The organism is Xanthomonas sp. NCPPB 3761, from assembly GCF_041475705.2.
Classification (GTDB): domain Bacteria; phylum Pseudomonadota; class Gammaproteobacteria; order Xanthomonadales; family Xanthomonadaceae; genus Xanthomonas; species Xanthomonas phaseoli.
Window position 1 is genome coordinate 1,291,822 of record NZ_CM191262.1, and the last position, 24,271, is coordinate 1,316,092.

General features: G+C 64.6%; 20 protein-coding genes, 1 tRNA gene and 2 pseudogenes. 21 read left to right on the forward strand and 2 right to left on the reverse strand.

The genetic code is table 11. The features are described 5' to 3' along the window. Positions 1–28: 28 nt before the first annotated feature. The 14 genes and pseudogenes from rpmF (at position 29) to ACCQ00_RS05790 (ending at position 11,244) form a co-directional block, all read left to right on the forward strand. On the forward strand, positions 29–223 hold the full coding sequence (gene rpmF, locus ACCQ00_RS05725) for a 50S ribosomal protein L32 (RefSeq protein ID WP_003483870.1): 195 nt from the start codon (positions 29–31) through the stop codon (positions 221–223). A gap of 90 nt (positions 224–313) precedes the next feature. Then, positions 314–1,291: a beta-ketoacyl-ACP synthase III gene (locus ACCQ00_RS05730; protein WP_031421440.1), complete on the forward strand. Its 978-nt coding sequence runs from the start codon at positions 314–316 to the stop codon at positions 1,289–1,291. A 251-nt stretch (positions 1,292–1,542) separates the two neighbouring features. Further along, entirely contained in the window at positions 1,543–1,983 is a 441-nt protein-coding gene (locus ACCQ00_RS05735) for an MEKHLA domain-containing protein (RefSeq protein ID WP_039572890.1), read from the forward strand. 283 nt (positions 1,984–2,266) lie between these two features. Continuing rightward, a complete protein-coding gene (gene fabD / locus ACCQ00_RS05740; protein WP_039572887.1) occupies positions 2,267–3,211 on the forward strand; it encodes an ACP S-malonyltransferase in 945 nt (314 codons plus the stop codon). Positions 3,212–3,293: 82 nt separating this feature from the next. Next, a complete protein-coding gene (gene fabG, locus ACCQ00_RS05745) occupies positions 3,294–4,037 on the forward strand; it encodes a 3-oxoacyl-ACP reductase FabG (RefSeq protein ID WP_039572885.1) in 744 nt (247 codons plus the stop codon). Between the two features lie 203 nt (positions 4,038–4,240). After that, positions 4,241–4,480 carry an acyl carrier protein gene (gene acpP / locus ACCQ00_RS05750; RefSeq protein ID WP_002814322.1) on the forward strand — a complete coding sequence of 80 codons (240 nt, stop codon included), beginning with the start codon at positions 4,241–4,243 and terminating at the stop codon, positions 4,478–4,480. A gap of 141 nt (positions 4,481–4,621) precedes the next feature. Next, complete coding sequence (fabF, locus tag ACCQ00_RS05755; protein ID WP_017155788.1) at positions 4,622–5,857, forward strand: beta-ketoacyl-ACP synthase II; 1,236 nt, start codon at positions 4,622–4,624, stop codon at positions 5,855–5,857. Positions 5,858–6,023: 166 nt separating this feature from the next. Then, positions 6,024–7,379, forward strand: a complete 1,356-nt coding sequence (locus tag ACCQ00_RS05760; RefSeq protein WP_039572882.1) for an aminodeoxychorismate synthase component I — start codon at positions 6,024–6,026, stop codon at positions 7,377–7,379. Between the two features lie 60 nt (positions 7,380–7,439). Further along, a complete protein-coding gene (mltG, locus tag ACCQ00_RS05765; RefSeq protein ID WP_039572879.1) occupies positions 7,440–8,513 on the forward strand; it encodes an endolytic transglycosylase MltG in 1,074 nt (357 codons plus the stop codon). Beyond that, positions 8,510–9,469, forward strand: coding sequence for a DNA polymerase III subunit delta' (locus ACCQ00_RS05770; RefSeq protein ID WP_039572876.1), 960 nt, complete (start codon positions 8,510–8,512; stop codon positions 9,467–9,469). The genes mltG and ACCQ00_RS05770 overlap by 4 nt, the downstream gene beginning before the upstream one ends. Beyond that, a complete protein-coding gene (locus tag ACCQ00_RS05775; RefSeq protein ID WP_003483889.1) occupies positions 9,466–9,819 on the forward strand; it encodes a PilZ domain-containing protein in 354 nt (117 codons plus the stop codon). The genes ACCQ00_RS05770 and ACCQ00_RS05775 overlap by 4 nt, the downstream gene beginning before the upstream one ends. Positions 9,820–9,995: 176 nt before the next feature. Then, a tRNA-Val gene (locus tag ACCQ00_RS05780) sits at positions 9,996–10,070 on the forward strand. A gap of 77 nt (positions 10,071–10,147) precedes the next feature. Next, positions 10,148–10,714, forward strand: a pseudogene (locus ACCQ00_RS05785) (hypothetical protein). Positions 10,715–10,917: 203 nt separating this feature from the next. Then, positions 10,918–11,244, forward strand: coding sequence for a hypothetical protein (locus ACCQ00_RS05790; RefSeq protein ID WP_039572873.1), 327 nt, complete (start codon positions 10,918–10,920; stop codon positions 11,242–11,244). 230 nt (positions 11,245–11,474) lie between these two features. Here the strand turns inward: ACCQ00_RS05790 and prpR are convergent, their stop codons facing one another. Continuing rightward, positions 11,475–13,094, reverse strand: a complete 1,620-nt coding sequence (gene prpR, locus ACCQ00_RS05795; protein WP_039572870.1) for a propionate catabolism operon regulatory protein PrpR — start codon at positions 13,092–13,094, stop codon at positions 11,475–11,477. Positions 13,095–13,221: 127 nt separating this feature from the next. Between prpR and prpB the strand changes: the two genes are divergently transcribed. From prpB to ACCQ00_RS05830, 7 genes are all read left to right on the forward strand, one after another. Then, on the forward strand, positions 13,222–14,118 hold the full coding sequence (gene prpB / locus ACCQ00_RS05800; protein ID WP_039572867.1) for a methylisocitrate lyase: 897 nt from the start codon (positions 13,222–13,224) through the stop codon (positions 14,116–14,118). A gap of 75 nt (positions 14,119–14,193) precedes the next feature. Continuing rightward, positions 14,194–15,348 (forward strand): bifunctional 2-methylcitrate synthase/citrate synthase, encoded by a 1,155-nt coding sequence (gene prpC / locus ACCQ00_RS05805; RefSeq protein WP_372354082.1) that lies wholly within the window; start codon positions 14,194–14,196, stop codon positions 15,346–15,348. A gap of 145 nt (positions 15,349–15,493) precedes the next feature. Next, positions 15,494–18,088, forward strand: a complete 2,595-nt coding sequence (gene acnD / locus ACCQ00_RS05810) for a Fe/S-dependent 2-methylisocitrate dehydratase AcnD (RefSeq protein ID WP_039583841.1) — start codon at positions 15,494–15,496, stop codon at positions 18,086–18,088. 9 nt (positions 18,089–18,097) lie between these two features. Continuing rightward, entirely contained in the window at positions 18,098–18,652 is a 555-nt protein-coding gene (locus tag ACCQ00_RS05815; protein ID WP_039572862.1) for a 2'-5' RNA ligase family protein, read from the forward strand. A 113-nt stretch (positions 18,653–18,765) separates the two neighbouring features. After that, positions 18,766–19,965: a 2-methylaconitate cis-trans isomerase PrpF gene (gene prpF, locus ACCQ00_RS05820; protein WP_039572860.1), complete on the forward strand. Its 1,200-nt coding sequence runs from the start codon at positions 18,766–18,768 to the stop codon at positions 19,963–19,965. A 516-nt stretch (positions 19,966–20,481) separates the two neighbouring features. Then, the gene (locus ACCQ00_RS05825; RefSeq protein WP_039572857.1) at positions 20,482–22,698 is read left to right on the forward strand and encodes a TonB-dependent receptor; all 2,217 of its coding nucleotides are present in this window, start codon (positions 20,482–20,484) and stop codon (positions 22,696–22,698) included. A 106-nt stretch (positions 22,699–22,804) separates the two neighbouring features. Continuing rightward, on the forward strand, positions 22,805–23,782 hold the full coding sequence (locus tag ACCQ00_RS05830; protein ID WP_017159648.1) for a nucleoside hydrolase: 978 nt from the start codon (positions 22,805–22,807) through the stop codon (positions 23,780–23,782). Positions 23,783–23,834: 52 nt separating this feature from the next. Here ACCQ00_RS05830 and ACCQ00_RS05835 read toward each other — a convergent pair. After that, positions 23,835–24,036, reverse strand: a pseudogene (locus tag ACCQ00_RS05835) (hypothetical protein). Positions 24,037–24,271 lie beyond the last annotated feature (235 nt).

Consider the following 24,271-nt stretch of genomic DNA (forward strand, 5'->3'; position numbering starts at 1 on the left):
GTTATCGAACTAAAGTTGGAGCAATCCCATGGCTGTGCAGAAATCCCGTGTCACCCCGTCCCGCCGCGGCCAGCGTCGTTCGCACGATGCCCTGACCGCCAAGCAGCTGTCGACCGACCCGACCAGCGGCGAGATCCATCTGCGCCACCACATCACCGCTGACGGTTACTACCGCGGCAAGAAGGTGATCGCGACCAAGTCGTCGGCCGTCCAAGAAGATTGATCCGTGGCGCCCGCCGCGTTCGACGCGGCCGGGTGACTCTCGCTTCTTCAGGAGCCGCCGGTCACCGCGGCTCTTGCAACAGGGAACAGTATGAGCAAGCGGATCTATTCCAGAATCGCGGGCACGGGTAGCTATTTGCCCGAAAAGGTGTTGACCAACGACGACATGTCGAAGATCGTCGACACCAGCGATGAATGGATCTTCTCGCGCACTGGCATCCGTGAACGTCACATCGTTGCCGACGACCAGACCACCAGCGATCTGGCGTATTTCGCCTCGCTGAAGGCGATGGAAGCGGCCGGCGTGACCGCCGACGAGATCGATCTGATCGTCATCGGCACCACCACGCCCGACCTGATCTTTCCGTCCACGGCCTGCCTGCTGCAGGCGCGGCTGGGCAATGTCGGCTGCGGCGCGATGGACGTCAATGCTGCCTGCTCGGGTTTTGTCTACGCGCTCAGCGTGGCCGACAAGTTCGTACGCAGTGGCGACGCCAAGACCGTGCTGGTGGTTGGCGCAGAAACCCTGACCCGCATCGTCGACTGGACTGATCGCACCACCTGCGTGCTGTTCGGCGATGGTGCCGGCGCGGTGATCCTCAAGGCCGACGAAGAAACCGGCATCCTCAGCACCCATTTGCACGCCGATGGCAGCAAGAAAGAGCTGCTGTGGGATCCGGTGGGGGTCTCGGTGGGATTCGGCGAAGGCAAGAATGGCGGCGGCGCGTTGCTGATGAAGGGCAACGACGTCTTCAAGTATGCGGTCAAGGCGCTGGACTCGGTGGTCGACGAGACCCTGGCGGCCAATGGCTACGACAAGCACGACCTGGATTGGCTGATTCCGCATCAGGCCAACCTGCGCATCATTGAAGCCACTGCCAAGCGGCTGGAGCTGCCGATGGAGCAGGTGGTCGTCACCGTGGATCGCCATGGCAATACGTCGTCTGCGTCGGTACCGCTGGCACTGGACGAGGCGGTCCGCTCGGGCCGCGTGCAGCGCGGCCAGTTGCTGTTGCTGGAAGCCTTCGGCGGCGGCTTCACCTGGGGCTCGGCGCTGCTGCGCTACTGAGGTTTCTGCGTCCTGCGCGCAAATAGGTGCGCACGTCCACTCAAGCGGATTCGTGCATGGCGGGGGCGCGCGTCTTTACCTTGCAGCGGTGGCAATTTTGCCTCCCGGGGCGTGTGTACGGTTTCGGAGCGCTTGAATTTCCGTGACAGGCAGCGCCCAGTCCTAGGTCACGTGATTCGCTTGATTCGCCGGATGCGACCCGTTTGCGGGCCAGGGCGTCGGGCAGGCCGGCGGGCAGGTAAATTCGGCGCATGCACCCCGCCCACGACCCCGTCTTCGCCGCCTTGCTCACCGGTAGCTACCGGCGGTTTGCAGGCCGCCCGCTGGTCGCGGATCGACCGATCGAGCCCGATTGGCTGTATCGCGATGCGCCTTTCGCCCTGCTTGCGCACGATACCGATGCAGACCCGCGGTTTGTCTATGCGAACCAGGCGGCGCAGCGCGTTTTCGGCTACAGCTGGGGCGAGTTCGTCGGCATGCCATCGCGGCTATCGGCAGAATTGCCGGAACGAGCGGAACGTCAGCGTTTGCTCGATGCGGTCACCCGCGACGGCATCGTAAGCAACTACGCGGGTGTGCGGATCGCGAAGGATGGTTCACGCTTCCGGATCGCCGAGGGTGTGGTCTGGCAGCTGGTCGATGCGGACGGGGTGCTGCGTGGACAAGCGGCGGCATTCCCGCTGCCGGGGTAGGCAAGGCGCAGCTGGCAGCACTGGGGGCGCCCGGCCCTTCAGCTTCTTCGCTGGCGTTGCGGGCGCTGGCCGCGCGGCCTTCGCCGGCAGCGCTTTCATCATCGAACCCGAATAGCGGCGCGTCAGCGCGACTGTTGCCGTTGCGCGCACGGCCCGACCCCGCCCGGTGTGCGGTTTTGCGACGTGGCGACACGTCCGCGCGGCCAGCTGCATACGCGGCAGTACAGACGCCGGGGCGATTTCGCACGTATGATCCCGGCTCGATTTTTGTAGGCAGCAACGCGTGACCGAATCCACTCTCGCCTTCGTGTTTCCCGGCCAGGGCTCGCAGTCCTTGGGCATGCTGGCCGAATTGTCCGAACTGCACCCGCAGATTCGCGACACGTTTGCCGAAGCCTCCGAGGGCGCTGGCGTCGACTTGTGGGCCTTGTCCCAGGGCGGCCCGGAAGAAATGCTCAATCGCACCGAATACACCCAGCCCGCCTTGTTGGCCGCGGGCGTGGCGGTGTGGCGGCTGTGGACTGCCCAGCGCGGGCAGCGCCCGACGCTGCTGGCGGGACACAGCTTGGGCGAATACACCGCGCTGGTCGCGGCCGGCGCCTTGTCGCTGCACGATGGTGCGCATCTGGTGCGGTTGCGCGGCCAGTTCATGCAGGCTGCGGCACCGACGGGCGTCGGCGCGATGGCTGCGGTGCTGGGCGCAGAAGATGCCGTGGTGCAGGAGGTCTGTGAGCAGGCGTCCGGTAGCGACGTCGTGGTGCCGGCCAATTTCAATTCGCCCGGTCAGATCGTGATTGGCGGCCACGCTGCGGCGGTGGATCGCGCGCTGGCACTACTGGCCGAACGCGGCGTGCGCAAGGCGGTCCAGCTGGCCGTGAGCGTGCCATCGCACACCCCGCTGATGCGCGATGCCGCCAACCAGCTCGGCGAGGCGATGGCCGGGCTGACCTGGCACGCCCCGCAGATTCCGGTGGTGCAGAACGTGGACGCGCGCGTACATGAAGGCAACACGGCCATCCGCCAGGCGTTGGTGGAGCAGCTCTACCTGCCGGTGCAATGGACCGGCTGCGTGCAGGCGCTCGCCAGCCGGGGCATCACCCGCGTTGCCGAATGCGGCCCGGGCAAGGTGCTGAGCGGGCTGATCAAGCGGATCGACAAGAGCCTGGACGCACGGCCGCTGGCAACACCTGCCGACTATGCCGGCGCGCTCGACGCGTGGGCGCACTGATCCAACGCCGCTGCCGGTGGTGCCGGCATCCCTCGACGTTCGCGGCCACGGTTGCGGCGTCCCCCATCGAGGAACAGCAATCATGAGCAAGCCCCTGCAGGGCGAAATCGCCCTCGTCACCGGCGCCAGTCGTGGCATCGGTGCGGCCATTGCCGACACCCTGGCCGCCCAGGGCGCCACGGTCATCGGCACCGCCACCTCGACCTCCGGCGCTGCGGCGATCGGCGAGCGTCTGGCGGCCCACGGCGGACACGGCCGTGAACTGGACGTCACCGACGCGGCTGCGGTCGATGGCCTGATCGATGCCGTCGGCAAGGAGTTCGGCGCCATCTCGATCCTGGTCAACAACGCCGGCATCACCCGCGACAATCTGTTGATGCGGATGAAGGACGACGACTGGCAGGCGATCATCGACACCAACCTGACCAGCGTGTTCCGCACCTCCAAAGCGGTCATGCGCGGCATGATGAAGGCGCGCAAGGGCCGCATCATCAATATCGCCTCGGTGGTGGGCGTGACCGGCAATCCGGGCCAGACCAACTATGCCGCCGCCAAGGCCGGCATCATCGCGTTCTCCAAATCGCTGGCCAAGGAAATCGGCTCGCGCGGGGTGACCGTGAATGTGGTGGCGCCCGGTTTTATCGACACCGACATGACCAAGGCGCTGCCGGACGAGGCCAGGACCGCCTTGTTGCAACAGATTGCGCTGGGTCATCTGGGCCAGCCGGAAGACATCGCCAATGCGGTGGCGTTCCTGGCCGGCCCGACGGCCCGCTACATCACCGGTGAGACCCTGCACGTCAACGGCGGCATGTACATGCCGTAAGCGTGCGGCGCCGGGAGGCGCTAAGTGGCTGATCGGCCGGGAGTTGTGATGCAATGCAAGGCCCGGTCGCTTCCACTACACTATCCAACGCGGCCATCGCAGCAGCGATGGCATTTTGTGAGTCCCTCACAGGAGCACCGCACATCGTGTGCGGGGATCCTGAAACTCGAACCACCACTACTCCAGCTGGAGCGATATCCCCAATGAGCACCATCGAAGAACGCGTCAAGAAAATCGTCGTCGAACAACTCGGCGTCAAGGAAGAGGAAGTCACCACCAGCGCATCGTTCGTCGATGACCTGGGTGCCGACTCGCTGGACACCGTCGAGCTGGTGATGGCGCTGGAAGAAGAGTTCGAGTGCGAGATCCCGGACGAAGAAGCCGAGAAGATCACCTCGGTGCAGCAGGCGATCGACTACGTCAAGGCTCACGTCAAGAGCTGATGCGTTGTTCCTGATCGCGGCGGCGTGCATCAAGCCGCTGCCGCATCAGACATTCCATGGGGCCGCTGATGCGGCCCTGTGTTTTTCAAGTGTCACCCGCAAACCCCAAGCACCGTCCGTTCCGTGGTGAGGAGATCTGCAATGAGTCGTCGTGTTGTCGTTACCGGCATGGGCATGGTGTCGCCGCTGGGCAATGATCTGGCCACCAGCTGGGATGGAATCGTCCACGGCCGCTCGGGCATTGGCCCGATCACGCAGATCGATGCCTCGCAGTTCACCACCAAGATCGCCGGTGAAATCAAGAATTTCGACCCCACGCTTTTTGTGTCCGCCAAGGACGTCAAGAAGATGGATTCGTTCATCCACTACGGTGTCGGCGCCTCGTTCATGGCGCTGGACGATTCCGGCCTGGAAATCGACGAAAGCAATGCCGAACGCGTGGGCGCCATTCTCGGCTCCGGCATCGGCGGCCTGCTCGGCATTGAAGAGCAGACCATCAAATTCCATGAGGGCGGCGCGCGCAAGATTTCGCCGTTCTATGTGCCCAGCACCATTATCAACATGCTGCCCGGCCAGGTGAGCCTGATCAAAGGGCTGAAGGGCCCGACGTTCTCGGCGGTATCGGCCTGCGCCACGTCCAATCATTCGATCGGCACCGCGATGCGCATGATCCAGCACGGCGATGCCGACGTGATGCTGGCGGGCGGTGCCGAGCGCGGCTCCTCGCCGAGTTCGGTGGGCGGCTTTTGCGCGATGAAAGCGATGTCCACCCGTAACGATGATCCCACCGGCGCCTCGCGGCCGTGGGACAAGCAGCGCGATGGCTTCGTGCTGGGCGACGGCGCCGGCGTGCTGGTGCTGGAAGAGTACGAACACGCCAAGGCGCGTGGCGCGCGCATCTATGCCGAACTGGTCGGCTTCGGCGCCAGCTCCGATGCGTTCCACATGACCGCCCCCAGCGAAGACGGCGAGGGCGCGGCGCGCAGCATGGCGGCAGCGTTGCGCGATGCCAAGCTCAATCCCGAGCAGATCGGCTACCTCAACGCGCACGGCACCTCTACGCCGCTGGGCGACCTGGCCGAAACGATGGCGATGAAGCGCGCGCTGGGCGATCACGCCTACAAGACCATGGTGAGCTCGACCAAGTCGATGACCGGACACCTGCTCGGCGCGGCCGGCGGTGTGGAAGCGATCTTCTCGGTGATGGCGCTGCACACCGGCATCATCCCGCCGACCATCAACCTGGAAGAGCCAAGCGACGGCTGCGACCTGGATTACGTGCCGAACGTCGCGCGCGAGGTGCAGGTGGATGCGGTGATGTCCAACGGCTTCGGCTTTGGCGGCACCAACGGCACGCTGGTGTTCAAGCGCGTTTGATTCTGTAAATCGGTCGCGTCGCCGTCATCGGCGCGCGATCTGCCTGGCTGCCGCAGCACTGCCGGCGTGCGGGTTGATGTTCCATCCTGCGATCAACCGTTGATCCACTCCTCGCGTGCGCTGCGTACGGCAGCGGCGCGCCTGTACCTCACGCCATGCCGGACCGATGACGCTTACCCGATCACTGCATGCGGACATCGACCTGCTGGCGTTGCATCGGCTGTCACCGCAACGCTATCCGGCCCTGCTGGAATCCAGCGCTTCCGGCACCGAGCATGGTCGCTGGGATGTCCTGCTGCTGGCGGAGGGGCCATGCCTGCGGCTGGATCCGGACGGACGCACGCGCGATGGCACTGGGCAAGTGCTGGAGGGCGGTTTCCTGGCGGCGCTGGATGCCGCCTGGCAGGCCGAGCGGGTGCCGCACGCGCCTGCGAGCCCCTGGCCATTTCGCGGCGGTTGGGCGCTATTGCTGGATTACGAGTTGGCAGCGCAGGTCGAACCGATTCTGCAACTGCCGACGCGCAGCGATGGCGTGCCCACCGCGCTGGCCTTGCGCGCGCCGGCAGCGGTGCTGCGCGATCGCCTGCACGGGCGCTGCGTGGCGCTGGCAGAGCCGGGTCGGGAGGAGTTGTTGCAGCAGATCGGCGAGGACATTGCTGCCTGCGCCGCACTGCCGCCGCTGCCTGCCTGGGCCGGTCCGCTTGCGGTGGACGAAGATGCCCCCGAGCGTTTTACCGCGGCAGTGGAGCGCGTGCTCGATTACCTGCGCGCCGGCGATGTGTTCCAGGCCAATATCTCGCGCGCCTGGCACGCGGCATTCGCTGCGGTGGTCGATCCTGCCGCCTTGCATGCGCGCCTGCGTGCAGCCAATCCGGCGCCGTTCGCCGGCCTGTTCGTGGCGGCCGGGCGTGCAGTGGCCAGTTCTTCGCCCGAACGGCTGGTCTCGGTACAGGGCGATGTGGTGCAGACGCGCCCGATCGCCGGCACGCGCGCGCGGTTTGCCGGCGACGACGATGCCGCACGTATTCGTGAGCTGGTGGGGCATCCGAAAGAGCGCGCCGAGCACGTGATGCTGATCGATCTGGAGCGCAACGACCTGGGCCGCCTTTGCGCGCCGGGCACCGTGGAGGTGGACGAGTTGATGTGCGTGGAGAGCTATGCGCATGTGCATCACATCGTCAGCAACGTGCGCGGGCGCCTGCGCGCCGGGGTAACGCCCGGTGAGGTGATTGCCGCGGTGTTTCCCGGTGGCACCATTACCGGTTGCCCGAAGGTGCGCTGCATGCAGGTCATCGCCGAGCTCGAACAGACTGCGCGTGGGGCCTATACCGGCGCATTGGGCTGGCTCAATCGCGATGGCGACATGGATCTGAATATCCTGATCCGCACTGCCGAGGTGGCCGGTCGCCAGGTGCGGTTCCGCACCGGGGCCGGGATCGTGGTGGATTCGGATCCGCAGCGCGAGCTGGACGAAACCCGCGCCAAGGCGCGTGGCGTGTTGCGTGCGATCGAGCAGACATGAGCGCTTCAACGGGACATCACCGGCGCGCGGTATCCTGCGCGGCGCAGCGGCAATGACGAGGTGGGTGTGGCGGTGACTGGCAAACGCGGATGTCTGGCCGTGCTGGGCACGGTGTTGCTGCTTGCAGCGCTACTGGCGATTGCCGCCGTGGTGGCGTGGCGGCATTACCTGCACTTCGCCGATACCCCCGTGGCCGCGAGCGCGCCCAGCGTGGTGATTGCGCCCGGCGATTCGCTCAAGGCCACATTGCGCAAACTGCGCGCTGCCGGCCTGGCGCAGGGCACCGAGCTGGAATGGCAGCTGTTGGCGCGCCAGGTCGGTGCGGCCGGCAAGCTCAAGGTGGGCGAGTATGCGCTGTCGCCGGCGCTTTCGCCGCGTGAGCTGCTGACGCGCATGCGCCAGGGGCGGGTGATCCAATACCGTTTCACGATCGTGGAAGGCTGGAATTTCCGTCAGCTGCGCGCCGCCCTGGCGACTGCCACGCCGCTGCAGCATTCCATCAATGCGCTGGACGATGCGGCACTGATGGCCCGGCTGGGATTTGCCAAGCAGCATCCGGAGGGACGCTTCCTGCCGGAGACCTATGTGTACCAGCGTGGCGACAGCGACATCGATGTGCTCAAGCGCGCGCATGCGGCCATGGACAAGGCATTGGCGCAGGCCTGGGAGCAGCGCGCCCCGAACCTGCCGCTCGCCTCCCCGGAGCAGGCATTGATCCTGGCCTCGATCATCGAAAAGGAAACGGCGCTGGCCTCCGAGCGCCCGCTCATCGCCGGGGTGTTCCTGCGCCGCTTGCAGCTGGGCATGAAGCTGCAGACCGACCCCGCCGTGATCTACGGCATCGGCAGCAGCTACGACGGCAATATCCGTCGCCGCGACCTGACCACCGATACGCCGTACAACACCTACACCCGCACCGGCCTGACGCCGACGCCGATCGCCATGCCCGTGCGCGAGGCGCTGCTGGCAGCGGTGCGGCCGGCGCCCGGCGAAGCGCTGTATTTCGTGGCGGTGGGCGATGGCACCGGCGCGCACGCGTTTTCGGCCACGTTGGCCGAACATAACGCAGCGGTGGCGCGCTATCTGCAGCGCCGCCGGCTGCCGAGCACGCCGCAGACGGAGACCACGCCATGACCGCCGCATTTTCGCCCTGGCAGCAGCGCGCCTTCGACCAGACCGTGGCTGCGCTGGATGCGGGGCGGCTCGGACATGGGTTGCTGATCTGCGGCCCGGAAGGTCTGGGCAAGCGCGCGGTCGCCCTGGCCCTGGCCGAGCACGTCCTGGCCAGTTCGCCAGACCCGGCGCTGGCGCAGCGCACACGCCAGCTGATTGCCGCCGGTACCCATCCGGACCTGCAACTGGTCTCGTTCATTCCCAATCGCACCGGCGACAAACTGCGTACCGAGATCATCATCGAGCAGGTGCGCGAAATTTCGCAGAAGCTCGCGCTGACCCCGCAGTACGGCATCGCCCAGGTCGTGATCGTCGACCCGGCCGATGCGATCAATCGCTCGGCCTGCAATGCATTGCTCAAGACCCTGGAAGAACCCTCGCCAGGGCGCTACCTGTGGTTGATCAGCGCGCAGCCAGCGCGTCTGCCGGCGACCATCCGCAGCCGTTGCCAGCGCCTGGAATTCAAGCTGCCGCCCGCGCACGAGGCGCTGGCCTGGTTGCTGTCCCAGGGTGTGAGCGAGCGCGCCGCGCAGGAAGCGCTGGACGCCGCGCGCGGCCACCCCGGCCTGGCCGCGCAGTGGTTGCGCGAAGATGGCCTGGCCGTGCGGCGCGCGGTTGCGCAGGATCTGGAGCAGATCGCCAGTGGGCGCGCCGGCGCCGTCGATGTCGCGCAGCGGTGGACCAACGATGGCCAGGCCGACCAACGCCTGCGCCATGCCGCCGATCTGGCATTGGCACAGGCATCGGCCGGCTTGACCGATCCATCGCGGTTGCACAAGCTGGCGACCTGGTTCGACGCTGCCAACCGCACCCGCGATCTGCTGCGCACCACCGTCCGCGCCGACCTGGCAGTGACGGAATTATTGCTGTCCTGGCGCGAGGGAGAGCGCCAGCCACGTTCTAGGGGAACTCGATGAGTGCAATGAATGCACGCCAAGGCATTTTGTCGCTGGCGTTGAAAGACAAGCCAGCGCTCTACAGCGCCTACATGCCGTTCGTGAAAGGCGGCGGCATCTTCGTGCCCACGCCCAAGCGCTACATGCTGGGCGACGAAGTCTTCCTGCTGCTGACCCTGCCGGACTCCAGCGAGCGTCTGCCGGTTGCCGGCAAGGTCATCTGGACCACGCCTGCCGGCGCGCAGGGCAACCGCGCCGCCGGCATCGGCGTGCAGTTCCCCGACGGCCCGGAAGGCGAGGCGGTACGCAACAAGATCGAGACGCTGCTGGCCGGATTGACCACCTCGGACAAGCCGACGCATACGATGTAAGCGGCATGCGCAGGGGCAGGGGCAGGGCAAGATGCCCGTGAGGCTCGCGGTAGAGCTGCTACGTCATCGCGGCAGACCGGTGCGATGAGCGTGCGATCTGGGTGGCGTGAAAGAGAGCAGGTAAACAGTTGTTGACGACCGCCGCCGCTGCCCTATAATGTGCGGCTCGCGTCACCGGGCGGTTAGCTCAGCGGTAGAGCATTGCCTTCACACGGCAAGGGTCACAGGTTCGAACCCTGTACCGCCCACCATGAATTCAGTGTCAAACGAAAGCCGGCGAAAGCCGGTTTTTTCGTAGTTGCAGCGCATCAATCACAGGCTTGGTGATATGGCTGCGCGGCAGTCACCTTTCGATGCAGCGATACAGGCGGTCACCACCGCCAACTCGGCGGTATGGCATGCGATCGCTGGCTTCCGTGACATGCGGGAGGCCGGGAACGCAGGGGTCCCCTTTGAGCTCACTATCGATGGCCACTACATTGCTACCGAGCCATTTCCCGGTCTTGGCGTGAACCGGGCCTTTAAGGTTTACCCGGAACAGTTGCGCGAGCGCGCGCAGGAAGTGGTTCGATAGACCGCGCGTCAAGCAATCGTCGAAATCTCTGATGCCATGTGGAGGTATGCGTTGGCATCAGGCCTCAAGCGGAGCGATAAAAGTGAGCCCGCAGTTGTCTTGCTGCGCGCCTTGCGTAACGCATATGCCCATCGTAGGGATGACTGGGCTTTCGGTAAGGCAGAGCTGCCGCTTCGGTGGCGGCAGCTGGATCTTGTTCCTGGGATGCAGGGCCTAACAGTCAGCGAGACCATTTTTCTCAATGAACAACTGCTACTCATCAACGACGCGATCTATCTGCTCGATCCCGACAGCACTTTGACGAGGCAGGTTCATCGTTGAACTGGGCGCTGCACGGTTTGCTTGGCCTATCGACTGCGAGAGCAACCAGCTGCGGTGCTGGTATCGCCGTGCTTAACTGAGAGCGGAGTCCGGCACTATCCGCGACAGACGCTGCGTTTAAGCACTTTTCGCTAGGACGGGTGCCTTGCGAGCTCGACAGGGACTTGCCATCCTGCAAGGCCCCGGATCGAGATGGAGTGGCGATGAAGACGCTGCTTGGAAGTGCGCTGGTTGCGACGTTGCTGTTGGCCGGGTGTGCGCGCGACGTGGGCGAGCAATTCGTGGGCAAGTGGGTCAATGTGAAGTCGGAAAAGCACGTGCTGAGCATCGAGCACAATGGCGAGAGCTTCATCATTCGCGACACCCAGCCGGAGCTGTTCGGCAATGGCGTCAAGACCCGCAATCATCCGGCATTGCTGACCAAGGGCGTGCTGCAGGTGTCCAACGGGGTGGGCACGGTCAACTACGCGATCGATGAGGCGACCGGCAAGTTGAGCACGGGCGATACCGAGTACACGCGGGTCAAGTGACGGCAAGACGCTTGGTCAATGACTGCGATGGAGGCGCGGTGTTGCGGCAGGCGAGTTGATCGTGTCACCAGATAGCTGCCTCATGTCGTTTTGATTGCGGCGCACACGGTGGTCAGCGTGGGCTGGGCATCCATGCGCCGAGCGCGCATGCCATGCCGTCATCTGCCGCTTGAGTGTGGAGGCCGCGCATGCCTGTGTGGTCCGATCAGTCGTGCGAGTTCGCGCTTGCCCTATGTACGCGACGCCACCGCCTGCGCCTGCATCCAGCGCCACAGCGTGGTGCGCGAGACGCCGAGCGCTTGCGCGGCGAGGGTACGGTTGCCGTTGGCGCGGTCGAGCGCTGCGCGGACTGCGCTGGCGGTGAGCTGCAGGCGAGAAGTCGCCAAATCGGCATGCTCAAGCGGTGCGCCGCGGTTGTCGGGAGGAGTATCGAATAATTCCGGCGCCCAGCGTCCGAGTTGCTCCAAACTCAGGCTGTCGTGCGGTTTGGCTTTCCAGTGAATGCATAGCCGTTCCACCAAATTGCGCAGCTCGCGCACATTGCCGGGCCAGCTGTGGTGTTGCAGGCATTGCAGTGCAGCTGGCGATAGCGGCGATGGCATGCTGCCGAGTTGCTGGAAAAAATGCGCAAGCAATAAGGCAATGTCGCGGTGGCGGTGTCGTAGCGACGGTAGTGCAATGCGCAGCGCGGCAAGGCGATAGAACAGGTCGCGGCGGAAGCGGCCCTGTTCGACCAACTGCTGCAGTTCCTGCAGGCTGGCGGCAACCACGCGCACGTCGATCGCAACGGGCACGGTTGCGCCGACACGCAGCACTTCACGTTCTTCCAGGACGCGTAGTAGCCGGGTCTGCAACGGCATCGGCAATTCGCCGATTTCGTCGAGAAACAGCGTGCCGTCCTGCGCAGCTTCGATCAGACCGGTGTGGCCGCCGCGACGGGCACCGGTAAAGGCGCCGTCGCTGTAGCCGAACAGTTCCGCCTCCAGCAACGATTCGCTGATGGCGCCACAGTTGATCGCCACGAAACGGCCGCGGCGACGACTGCCGGCATGCAGTTGTCGCGCGACCAGTTCCTTGCCGGTGCCGGTTTCGCCGCTGATCAACACGGTGCCGGCATGCGGTGCGTAGAGCTGCACCAGATCGCGCACGCCCCGCATTGCGCTGTCTTCGCCCAGCAGGGCGTCGGCGCGTCGCGCGCGGCGAGGAGCGGTACGGCCGGCGACGCGATCGGTGCCTGGGGCGCCGCCCAGCGTGATGGCCTGTTCCAGCGCGTGACGCACCGAATCGGCCGAATACAGCAGCACGCCAGGCAGCCCGGCCTGCTCGGCGAAATCGATCGCCATGCCGGTCCCGACAATGACCTGGATGCCGCTGGCGCGCAGATCGGCGATGCAGTGGCGTGCGTCTTCGGCGGTGACGAAACGGCGGTGTTCGATTTCCAGATCGAAGCTGTGCTGAAACGCGCGGAACGACGGCACATCGGTGGCGTGGGTGACCACGCCGATGCGTGGCGCAATGCGGCGCGCACGCGCCAGCGCTTCCATCAGATCGAACCCGGTGGCCTGGATGGGTGCCAAGGGCAGCGCGAGCCGGCTGCGCAGGTACGCCGCATTGGATCCGCCGGCCACCAGCGCGTCGCAGCGCTCGCGGCGCAGGCGCTGGCCGATGACCTCGACCGCTTCGGCAAAGCCGAGGTTGATCTGCTCGATGCGCGCGCGCTGGTCGAACTCGGGAATGACATCGGCCAGCAGGCCGGTCAGGCGCGAGACGCTGACGGTCCAGATGATGGGCAAGGAGGCGTCTGCGGTTTCCGGGAGGACAGGGCTGCGCATGACGTTGTCGCGTTTCATAGGTGTTTCATAGTGGCTCATTTGTTGCATTCGTGCAACGGCTGGCCGGCAGGAGTCCATAGGAATCAATGGTTTGCACTTGGCATGGTGTTTGCGCCTGTACGGTTATCCCACTCAAGGAACCGCCATGACGCCCTCGTCCACTCCCTCCGCTGGCACGCGGTTTCGCGCAGCATTGGCTGCCGAATCGCCGCTGCAGGTGATCGGTGCGATCAATGCCAACCATGCGCTGTTGGCGCAACGCGCCGGCTATCAGGCGATCTACCTGTCAGGCGGCGGCGTGGCGGCCGGGTCGCTGGGGTTGCCGGACCTGGGCATCAACACGCTGGAAGATGTGCTGATCGACGTGCGGCGTATCACCGACGTGTGCGAGTTGCCGCTGTTGGTGGATGTGGACACCGGTTTTGGCCCGAGCGCGTTCAATATCGAGCGCACCATCAAGTCGCTGATCAAGGCGGGCGCGGGCGGCTGCCATATCGAAGACCAGGTTGGTGCCAAGCGCTGCGGTCACCGGCCGGGCAAGGAGATCGTGAGCCAGGGCGAGATGGTGGATCGGGTCAAGGCCGCGGCCGATGCCAAGACCGATGCGGCGTTCTTCCTCATTGCGCGCACCGATGCAATCCAGATGGAAGGCGTGGATGCGGCGATCGAACGCGCCATCGCCTGCGTGGAAGCGGGTGCGGACGGCATCTTCGCCGAAGCTGCCTACGACCTGGAGACCTACAAACGCTTCGTCGATGCGGTAGGCGTGCCGGTGCTGGCCAACATCACCGAATTCGGCAAGACCCCGCTGTTTACGCGCGACCAGTTGGCGCAAGCCGGCGTGGCGATCCAGCTGTTTCCGCTGTCGGCATTTCGCGCTGCCAACAAGGCCGCCGAGGCGGTCTATGCCGCAATTCGGCGCGACGGCCATCAGCAGGGCGTGCTGGACAGCATGCAGACGCGCGAGGAGCTGTACGAACGCATCGGCTATCACGATTACGAGCAGCGCCTGGATGCGTTGTTTGCGCGCAAAGGCGCATGATTGCGCGCTGCTGACCAACTTCATTGCCACCTCGCACGCCACGCCGCGACACCACACAGTTTGGGAGCTCATCGCATGAACGACACTGTCACTCCTGGTTTCAAGCCGAAAAAATCCGTTGCCTTGTCCGGCACTGCCGCCGGTAACACGGCCCTGTGCACGGTGGGGCGCAGCGGTAACGATCTGCATTACCGCGGTTACGACATTCTCGACTTGGCCACCACCAGCGAGTTCGAAGAGATTGCGTACCTGCTGGTGCACGGCAAGCTGCCCAACAGCGGCGAACTGCGTGGCTACAAGGCCAAGCTGCGCTCGCTGCGCGGTGTGCCGGCAGCGGTGAAAACTGCGCTGGAACAGTTGCCGCCGTCAGCGCATCCGATGGATGTGATGCGCACCGGCGTGTCGGTGCTGGGCTGTCTGCAGCAGGAAAAAGACGACCACAACCACCCGGGTGCGCGCGATATCGCCGACAAGTTGATGGCCTCACTCGGTTCGATGCTTCTGTACTGGTATCACTACAGCCACAACGGCAAGCGCATCGAGGTGGAGACCGACGACGATTCAATCGGCGGGCATTTCCTGCATCTGCTGCATGGCTTTGCGCCCAAGGACTCGTGGGTGCGCGCGATGCACACCAGCCTGATCCTGTATGCCGAGCACGAATTCAATGCGTCCACCTTCGCGTGCCGCGTGATTGCCGGGACCGGCAGCGATATGTACAGCGCCATCGCCGGCGGCATCGGCGCGCTGCGTGGCCCCAAGCATGGCGGCGCCAACGAAGTGGCGTTCGAAGTGCAGAAGCGCTACGACACCCCAGATGAAGCAGAAGCCGATATCAAGGCGCGTGTGGAACGCAAGGAAGTGGTGATTGGCTTCGGCCATCCGGTGTACACGGTGTCGGACCCGCGCAACAAGGTGATCAAGGAGGTGGCGCGCGAGCTGTCCGATGAACAGGGCAGCCGCAAGATGTACGACATCGCAGAGCGCCTGGAGAGCGTGATGTGGGACATCAAGAAAATGTTCCCCAACCTGGATTGGTTCAGTGCGGTGAGCTACCACATGATGGGTGTGCCGACGGCGATGTTCACCCCGCTGTTCGTGCTGGCGCGCACAGCCGGCTGGAGCGCGCACATCATCGAGCAGCGCGTGGACGGCAAGATCATTCGGCCCTCGGCCAATTACACCGGGCCGGAAGATCAGGTGTTCGTGCCGCTGGATCAGCGTTCTTGAGTCGCTATGAGGGCGATGCCGGCCCTCATAGCCTTATTCCCTGGTTTCCCCGTTCCCTCATCCGCCCGTCGGGAACCTTCTCCCGCTTGCGGGAGAAGGACAAAGTGAATGCAAACTGCTCGGCCGCCTTGTGATATCGCCAGCCATGAATAGCCAGTACCGCAAGCCCTTGCCGGGCGCCTCGTTGGATTACTTCGATGCACGTGCCGCCGTCGATGCACTGCAGCCCGGTGCGTATGCGAGCTTGCCGTACACCGCACGCGTGCATGCCGAGAACCTGGTGCGGCGTGCAGAGCCACACATGCTGGAGGCGTACCTGGGGCAGTTGATCGAGCGCAAGCGCGATCTGGATTTTCCGTGGTTTCCGGCACGTGTGGTGTGTCACGACATCCTGGGTCAGACCGCATTGGTGGATCTTGCGGGCTTGCGCGATGCCATTGCCGAGCAGGGCGGCGACCCGGCACAGGTCAATCCGGTGGTGCCGGTGCAGTTGATCGTGGATCACTCGCTGGCAGTGGAATACGCCGGCTTCGACAAGCAGGCCTTTGCCAAGAATCGTAGCGTGGAAGATCGGCGTAATGCCGATCGCTTCCATTTCATCGAATGGACCAAGCGCGCGTTCGAAAACATGGAAGTGATCCCGCCAGGCAACGGCATCATGCATCAGATCAATCTGGAGAAGATGTCGCCAGTGATCTATACGCTGGACGGCGTGGCGTTTCCGGATACCTGTGTGGGCACCGACAGTCATACGCCGCATGTGGATGCGCTGGGCGTGATCGCGGTGGGTGTGGGCGGATTGGAGGCGGAGAACGTGATGCTGGGGCGCGCCTCGTGGATGCGCCTGCCGGACATCATCGGCGTGGAATTGACCGGCCGGCCGGCGCCGGGCATCACCGCCACCGACATCGTGCTGGCATTGACCGAATTCCTGCGCGCGCAACGCGTGGTTGGGGCGTATCTCGAGTTCTACGGCGATGGTGCGCGTGCGCTGACCATCGGCGACCGCGCGACCATCTCCAACATGACGCCGGAATTCGGTGCGACGGCGGCGATGTTCTACATCGACCAGCAAACCATCGATTACCTGCGCTTGACCGGTCGCGACGATGCGCAGGTCGCATTGGTGGAAACCTATGCGCGGCATACCGGCCTATGGGCCGACGATCTGGCCACCGCGCACTACGAGCGCGTGCTGCAGTTCGATCTGGCGAGCGTAGTACGCAACATGGCCGGGCCGTCCAATCCGCACAAGCGCGTGGCCACCACCGAACTGGCGGATCGAGGGATTGCCGGTGCGTGGGAGCAGGTACCGGGGCAGATGCCTGACGGCGCCGTTATCATCGCAGCGATTACTTCGTGCACCAATACCTCCAACCCGCGCAATGTCATCGCGGCCGGTTTGCTGGCGCGCAATGCCAATGCGCGTGGCTTGACCCGCAAGCCGTGGGTGAAGAGCTCGCTGGCGCCGGGCTCCAAGGCAGTGCAGCTGTACCTGGAAGAAGCCGGTTTACTGCGCGAGCTGGAGCAGTTGGGATTCGGCATCGTGGCGTTTGCCTGTACCACCTGCAATGGCATGAGCGGTGCGCTGGATCCTGCGATCCAGCAGGAGATCATCGATCGCGATCTGTATGCCACGGCAGTGCTCTCGGGCAACCGCAATTTCGATGGGCGCATCCATCCGTATGCCAAGCAGGCGTTTCTCGCATCGCCGCCGCTGGTGATTGCCTATGCCATTGCCGGTACGGTGCGCTTCGATATCGAAAAGGATGTCCTGGGCATCGACGCCGACGGCGTGCCGGTCACGCTCAAGGACCTGTGGCCGAGCGATGCCGAGATCGATGCGGTGGTGGCGCGCAGCGTCAAGCCGGAACACTTCCGCAGCGTGTACGACCCGATGTTCGAGCGCAGCGTGGGGCACGGAATCAGCGTGAACCCGTTGTACGAGTGGCGCCCGGCCAGCACGTATATTCGGCGCCCGCCATATTGGGAAGGCGCGTTGGCCGGTGCGCGCACGCTGCGCGGCATGCGTCCGCTGGCCGTGTTGGGCGACAACATCACCACCGACCATTTGTCGCCGTCGAACGCGATCATGGCCGGCAGTGCGGCAGGGCAATACCTGGCGCAGATGGGCGTGCCGGAGGAGGACTTCAATTCCTACGCCACCCATCGCGGCGACCATCTCACCGCACAGCGCGCCACCTTTGCCAATCCAAAGTTGATCAACGAAATGGCGGTGGTCGATGGGCAGGTCAAGGCTGGTTCGCTGGCGCGTCTTGAGCCGGACGGCCAGGTGCTGCGCATGTGGGAGGCGATCGAAACCTACATGACGCGCAAGCAGCCGCTGATCATCATTGCCGGCGCCGATTACGGGCAGGGGTCTTCGCGCGACTGGGCAGCCAAGGGCGTGCGGCTTGCCGGTGTGGAAGTGATCGTTGCCGAAGGCTTCGAGCGGATCCACCGCACCAACCTGATCGGCATGGGCGTGCTGCCGCTGGAGTTCAAGCCGGGCACCGATCGCAAGACCCTGGGCATCGATGGCAGCGAAACCTTCGACGTGGTGGGTGAGCGCACGCCCGGCGCCACGCTGACCTTGTCGATCCACCGGCGCAATGGCGAGCAACTGCAGGTGCCGTTGACCTGCCGTCTGGATACAGCAGAGGAAGTATCGATTTACGAGGCAGGAGGCGTCTTGCAGCGGTTTGCGCAGGATTTTCTCGAGGCAAACAAGGCGGCATAGGGCAGCATCATGGCCGATTCGCGATTGATCCTCATGCTCAAGCCGCCACCGCAGGTGCTTGAAGCGATGGCCGGTGCCGTGGCCGCACACCGCCTCGATGCACTGCTTGGTGACGCGTACTTCGATCCAGGCAACTGGCATCAGTCGGTTTCGGATCGGTTTGAAGGGTCGGTTGCGCGTGCGGCAATGCTGCGCGCTGGCGATCGTCTCGATGCCCAGGCCGTTACGTTCTGCTTGAACCGGATCACCAGTCGCGGAACAGACCCGGTGCATTGGGCATTCCGGGCAGAGGGCGTTCCATTTGCCTTCGTTGCATTGCAGGCTGCCATCACAGCGGCGCTGCGTGCGGAAGGCCTACACGCAGGGGGCGGACATACGCCACACGTAACGATTAGCTATGCAGCGCCCGGTAAGCTCAACCAGCCAATTGTGCCCATCACCTGGCACGCCACTGAGGTGCTATTGGTCGAAGGCGGTGGGCGACCGTACCGCTATGTACCCATCGGATCCTGGCCATTGCGACCTGAGGGCCGCATGCCGGAGCAGGCGCAACTGCCGCTATGACCTGAGTCGGAAGGCGTGTTGCGATCCTTATGGTGATGCTTGGCCAGTTCGTACAGATGCATCACGCAACATGTTTCACATCACGTCCGCACGTCGTTTTCCAAGGAATATTCATGGCATTCGCTCCCCAACTCCGCATCCCCGCCACCTACATGCGCGGGGGCACCAGCAAGGGCGTGTTTTTCCGTCTGCAGGATCTGCCCGTGACCGCGCAGCAACCAGGGGCTGCACGCGATGCGCTGTTGTTGCGGGTGATCGGCAGCCCGGATCCGTATGCCAAGCAGATCGATGGCATGGGCGGGGCCACTTCGAGCACCAGCAAGAGCGTGATCGTCTCGGCCAGCACGCGCGATGGGCACGATGTGGACTACCTGTTCGGGCAGGTGTCCATCGAGAGTGCGTTCGTGGATTGGAGCGGCAACTGCGGCAATTTGTCGGCGGCGGTGGGGCCATTCGCCATCGCCGGCGGCTTGGTCGATCCCGCACGCGTGCCGCGCGATGGTGTGGCCACGGTGCGGATCTGGCAGGCCAATATCGGCAAGACCATCGTGGCGCATGTGCCGATGACCGATGGGGTGGTGCAGGAAACCGGCGACTTCGAACTGGATGGCGTGACCTTTCCGGCGGCCGAAGTGCAGCTGGAATTTCTCGACCCGGCCGACGATGCCGAAGGCGAGGGCGGGGCGATGTTTCCTACCGGCAACGTCATCGATCAACTGCAGATTCCCGGGCTGGGCACGCTCGATGCCACGCTGATCAACGCGGGCATTCCCACCATCTTCGTCAACGCGAGAGACCTGGGTTACACCGGGGCCGAGCTGCAGGACGCCATCAACGGCGACCCGCGCGCCTTGACCATGTTCGAGACATTGCGCGCGCATGGGGCGGTGCGGATGGGGTTGATTGCGAAGGTGGAAGACGCCGCGACGCGGCAGCACACGCCCAAGGTCGCCTTCGTGGCACCGCCAGCCGACTACACCGCATCCAGCGGCAAGCCGGTGCACGCGGCCGAAATCGATCTGCTGGTGCGTGCGATGTCGATGGGCAAATTGCATCACGCGATGATGGGCACTGCAGCAGTTGCGATCGGCACCGCTGCGGCCGTGCCGGGCACGCTGGTCAATCTGGCTGCCGGCGGTGCGGCGCGCTCGGCGGTGCGCTTCGGGCATCCGTCCGGCACCTTGCGGGTTGGTGCGCAGGCGCAGCTGGTCGAGGGCCAGTGGCAGGTGACCAAGGCGCTGATGAGCCGCAGTGCGCGGGTGCTGATGGAGGGGTGGGTCAGGGTACCGGCGCTTGTTGCCGAGGTTGGGTAAGCCTGCGCGGGGTGTTGGCGTGCGTGGCTGCACGCGATACATGCCTGGCGTGCAAGGCGCTTGCTTGGTGCTGGTGTGCGAGATGTGCATCGCGTCGGTCGGGCGCGCCTGCTCGCGAATGCGGCGCCGGCGTCGTGCTCCCTGCGTCAGCCGGATCTGCTCCGCATCGGCATCACGGGCGGACGCGTTGGAAGCCAACGCATCTGCGTTTGAGTCCGGCGTGTGTCCATATGCCGGATGGTGATTCCGATGCCATTGATCGATATTGCTGGCTTGCGCCCTAGGCAACTGGCGCAGGCCTGCACAGCGCAGGGCGACATGGCCAGCGTCGCTAACCGAGCGTGCTTTTTGCCGTCGTTAAAAACGCACGGTGCTGTTGCATTAATTCGAACGCTTTTTCGAATTCTGGAAACTTTTTCGCACGCGCTCTGCCATATTTGTGTAAATCGTGTTAATTCTGTTGCACCGCGGCACGCAGGCCGGGCCGCCCCGCCACCAGAATCCGGAGTTCCTCCCATGTCCGCCAGCCGGTCGCTCAAGATCAGCGCGCTTGCCGTTGCCGTCGTTTCCTTTCTTCCGCTCCAAGCCGCTGCCCAGCAGGCGCCCGGCGACGACGGCGTCGTGCGTCTGGATGCGGTCAAGGTCACGGTCGAGCGACGTTCGGAAGACTCCAAGAACGTGCCGGTTTCCGCATCGGTATTGCGCCCGGAATTCCTGGATGCCATCTCCACCAGCGGCTCGGACATCCGTGTGCTGGCCGGCAAGGCGCACAGCCTGAACATCGAATCGTCCAACGGCCGTGTGTTCCCGCGCGTGTACATCCGCGGCTATGGCAATACGGACTTCAACACCTATGCCTCGCAGCCGGTGTCGCTGATCTATGACGACGTGGTGCAGGAAAACGCCTTCCTGAAGGGCTTCCCGATCTTCGATCTGGAAGGCCTGGAAGTGCTGCGCGGCCCGCAAGGCACGCTGTTCGGCCGCAATACGCCAGCCGGCGTGGTCAAGTTCAATTCGGTCAAGCCGACCATCGGCGCCAATGACGGCTACGCGAGCCTGTCGTACGGCACTTACGGCACCATGACCCTGGAAAGCGGCCTGAGCATCGCGATGGGCGACCATTGGGCAGCGCGTCTGTCGACCCTGGGCCAGCGCCGCGACGATTGGGTGGAAAACCGCGACGGCCGCGATCTGGAAGGCTATACCGATTCGGCGGTGCGCCTGCAGCTGCTGTACCAGGCCAGCGACGACTTCAGCGCGTTGTTCAATGCGCATGCGCGCCATCTGGACGGCACCGCGCGGCTGTTCCGCGCCAACATCATCCAGCCCGGCACCAACCAGCTGGTGGATGGCTTCGATGCGGAAAAATCCTTCATCGATGGTGCCAACACGCAGGAACTGCAGACCTACGGCGGCAGCGCCAACCTGACCTGGGATCTGGGCGACGTCGCGCTGCACTCGATCACCGCCTACGAAGGGATCGGCAAGTACTACAGCCGTGGCGATATCGACGGTGGCTTCGGCGCGGTGTTCGCACCGCCGTCGGGCCCGGGCGTGATTCCGTTCCCGGTGGAAACCGCCGGCGGCATCAAGAGCCTGGATCAGTACAGCCAGGAGGTGCGCGCCGAATCGCAGTACGACGGCCCGCTCAACTGGCAGGCCGGCCTGTACTACTTCCACGACGATGTGGAAGGCGAAAACTACACCTACAACACGCTCAGTGGCGGTGATCTGGCCAGCTATCAGCTGACCCGCCAGCGCAACACCTCCTGGGCGGCGTTCGGCTCGTTGAACTACGCGGCCAGCGACCGTTTGAACCTGCGCGCCGGCATCCGCTACACCTACGACAAGAAGACCTTCGACGTGCTGGCGCTGGACCGCGTCACCCTGGTCGAACCGTCCAGCGGCGAGACCGACAACTCCAAGGTCACCGGCGATCTGGCGGCGACGTTCTCGATCAACGACGACGTCAACGTGTATGCACGTGCCGCACGCGGTTTCCGCGGCGCCAGCTTCGGCGTGCCGTCGGGCACTGCGCCGCTGACGGTAGCCGAGCCGGAGACGGTGGATTCGTTCGAGGTCGGCATCAAGTCGGACCTGTTCGACAATCGCGCGCGCCTGAGCTTCGACATCTACGATTTCCGGGTGAAGAACCAGCAGCTCACCGCGGTGGGCGGCGCGTCCAACGACATCCGCCTGCTCAACGCCGACAAGACCAAGGCGCGCGGTGCCGAGTTCGATTTCGAGGCGCTGCTCACCCAGAACCTGCGCGTGACCGCCGGCGGCGCCTACAACTGGACCCGCATCGACGACCCGAACCTGTCGGTGGGCATCTGCCGCACCTGCACCGTCACCGACCCGATCAACGCGGCCGGCCGCGCGGTGATCGACGGCAACGATTTGCCGCAGGCAGCCAAGTGGATGGCCAATGCCACCTTGCGTTACGGCATTCCGATGGGCAACGACGGCGAGCTGTTCTTCTACACCGACTGGTCCTACCGCAGCGAAGTGAACTTCTTCCTGTACGACTCCAAGGAGTTCACCGGCCAGCCGCTGGTCGAAGGTGGCGCCAAGATCGGCTACAACTGGGGCGCGGGTGCGTACGAGTTGTCGGTGTTCTGCCGCAACTGCACCAACCAGATCCGCGTGACCGGTGCAATCGACTTCAACAACCTCACCGGCTTCATCAACGACCCGCGCATCGTGGGTGCGCAGTTCCGCGCCAACTTCTGATCGGCGTTTTGGCGTAGCACTATCGAGCCGCCGGCTATCATGCCGGCGGTTTTTTTATGGTCGCAGGAGTGGATGCATGCAGCGTGGATGGCCAAACATGTGGTGGATGCTGGGGCTGTGGTGTGCGTCGGCAGTGGCATGGGCGCAGACACCTGCCGCCACTGCCGCGCAGCCGGCGCCCACGCCCACGTCGACGTCCTCCGAGTTGCTAGTGGTCTCTACCGATATTGGCGACGACATCGACGATGCGTTCGCGCTCGGGCTGCTGTTGCGTAGCCCGCAGCTGCAGGTGCTGGGCATCGCATCGGCATGGGGCGACACCAGCTTGCGGGCACAGCTGCTGCAGCGCCTGTTGCAGCAGGCCGGGCGCAGCGAAATTGCGTTGGCGGTGGGCGCACGCACCACCAGCGCGATTCCCTTCAGCCAGGCGCGCTGGGCCGCCAGGGGACAGTTGCCCGACAAGCTGCCGGATGCGGCCGCGATGATCCTGCAGCAGGCGCGCCTGCACCCTGGCAAGGTGACCTTGCTGGTATTGGGGCCGATGACCGACGCCGCAGTGGCGCAGCAGCGCGACCCGGCCGGCTTTGCCAAGCTCAAGCGCATCGTGGCGATGGGCGGTTCGGTGCGCGTCGGCTACGGCAAGTCGGCCTATCGGCCGGCCAGCGCGCCGGCGCCGGAGTACAACATCCTGGCCGATGTGCCGGCGGCGCAGCGGGTGTTCTCATCTGGTGTGCCAATCGTGCTGTTGCCACTGGATGCCACGCAGATCAGCCTGGAAGAACCCGAGCGCATCGCGCTGTTTGCGCATGGCGACGGGCTCACCGATGCGCTCACGCAGCTGTACTACCAGTGGCGCAACACCGACCAGCCCTGGGCCAGTGCCACGCCCACGTTATTCGATGTGGTGCCGGTGGCCTGGTTGCTGCGCCCGGCGCTGTGCCCGACCACGCCACTGCATCTGGACGTGGATGCGCAAGGCTATACCCGCGAAGGTGCCGGTACGCCCAATGTGCAGGCCTGTCTGCGCGTGGACAAGCCGGCGTTGATCGACCTGTACATGCGCACGGTGCTGCAGTTGCGCTAGGAGTGGCTGTCAAAATGTGGTGGGCGCCCGCTTGGTGGCGAGCGCAGTGGTTTTATTGGCTGCACTTTGGGATGCAGTCAAAAGCCTGTTTGGTCGTGCGTGCGGTGCCCTCACCGCTCGCGGGACACGGCGTGAACCGCCCGCAATCGGCAAGGGCACCGCGCCCAGACAGTTGGCTGGTGACTTTGTTGAAAAGACGAGCAGGCCGCGTCGTCAATTTGTTGCGTTTGGCCCTGCAGCAACTGCGAAGACATCGAGTGCGCGGTGCCCTCACCGCCTGCGGGACACGCCGTGAATCCATCCGTGGAGGCTCGATGGCGGCATCCATGCCGCCAACGGTCCCGCAAGCGGTGAGGGCACCGCGCTAGACAGTTGGCTGGTGGCCCACTGAAAGCGGGTCACGCGGCTCGCGTGCTGCCGCGGATCGATTGTTTGGCACTCGATGGACGCGACGACAGAACGAGCGAGGGCCTGCAGCCAATGCCGCAG

What these genes read in the sequence shown, in the direction of transcription:
- rpmF (WP_003483870.1), top strand. Translation starts at nt 29, where the DNA reads ATGGCTGTGCAGAAATCCCGTGTCACCCCGTCCCGCCGCGGCCAGCGT.
- ACCQ00_RS05730 (WP_031421440.1), top strand. Translation starts at nt 314, where the DNA reads ATGAGCAAGCGGATCTATTCCAGAATCGCGGGCACGGGTAGCTATTTG.
- ACCQ00_RS05735 (WP_039572890.1), top strand. Translation starts at nt 1,543, where the DNA reads ATGCACCCCGCCCACGACCCCGTCTTCGCCGCCTTGCTCACCGGTAGC.
- fabG (WP_039572885.1), top strand. Translation starts at nt 3,294, where the DNA reads ATGAGCAAGCCCCTGCAGGGCGAAATCGCCCTCGTCACCGGCGCCAGT.
- acpP (WP_002814322.1), top strand. Translation starts at nt 4,241, where the DNA reads ATGAGCACCATCGAAGAACGCGTCAAGAAAATCGTCGTCGAACAACTC.
- fabF (WP_017155788.1), top strand. Translation starts at nt 4,622, where the DNA reads ATGAGTCGTCGTGTTGTCGTTACCGGCATGGGCATGGTGTCGCCGCTG.
- ACCQ00_RS05760 (WP_039572882.1), top strand. Translation starts at nt 6,024, where the DNA reads ATGACGCTTACCCGATCACTGCATGCGGACATCGACCTGCTGGCGTTG.
- ACCQ00_RS05770 (WP_039572876.1), top strand. Translation starts at nt 8,510, where the DNA reads ATGACCGCCGCATTTTCGCCCTGGCAGCAGCGCGCCTTCGACCAGACC.
- ACCQ00_RS05775 (WP_003483889.1), top strand. Translation starts at nt 9,466, where the DNA reads ATGAGTGCAATGAATGCACGCCAAGGCATTTTGTCGCTGGCGTTGAAA.
- ACCQ00_RS05790 (WP_039572873.1), top strand. Translation starts at nt 10,918, where the DNA reads ATGAAGACGCTGCTTGGAAGTGCGCTGGTTGCGACGTTGCTGTTGGCC.
- prpR (WP_039572870.1), bottom strand. Translation starts at nt 13,094, where the DNA reads ATGAAACGCGACAACGTCATGCGCAGCCCTGTCCTCCCGGAAACCGCA.
- prpB (WP_039572867.1), top strand. Translation starts at nt 13,222, where the DNA reads ATGACGCCCTCGTCCACTCCCTCCGCTGGCACGCGGTTTCGCGCAGCA.
- prpC (WP_372354082.1), top strand. Translation starts at nt 14,194, where the DNA reads ATGAACGACACTGTCACTCCTGGTTTCAAGCCGAAAAAATCCGTTGCC.
- acnD (WP_039583841.1), top strand. Translation starts at nt 15,494, where the DNA reads ATGAATAGCCAGTACCGCAAGCCCTTGCCGGGCGCCTCGTTGGATTAC.
- ACCQ00_RS05815 (WP_039572862.1), top strand. Translation starts at nt 18,098, where the DNA reads ATGGCCGATTCGCGATTGATCCTCATGCTCAAGCCGCCACCGCAGGTG.
- prpF (WP_039572860.1), top strand. Translation starts at nt 18,766, where the DNA reads ATGGCATTCGCTCCCCAACTCCGCATCCCCGCCACCTACATGCGCGGG.
- ACCQ00_RS05825 (WP_039572857.1), top strand. Translation starts at nt 20,482, where the DNA reads ATGTCCGCCAGCCGGTCGCTCAAGATCAGCGCGCTTGCCGTTGCCGTC.
- ACCQ00_RS05830 (WP_017159648.1), top strand. Translation starts at nt 22,805, where the DNA reads ATGCTGGGGCTGTGGTGTGCGTCGGCAGTGGCATGGGCGCAGACACCT.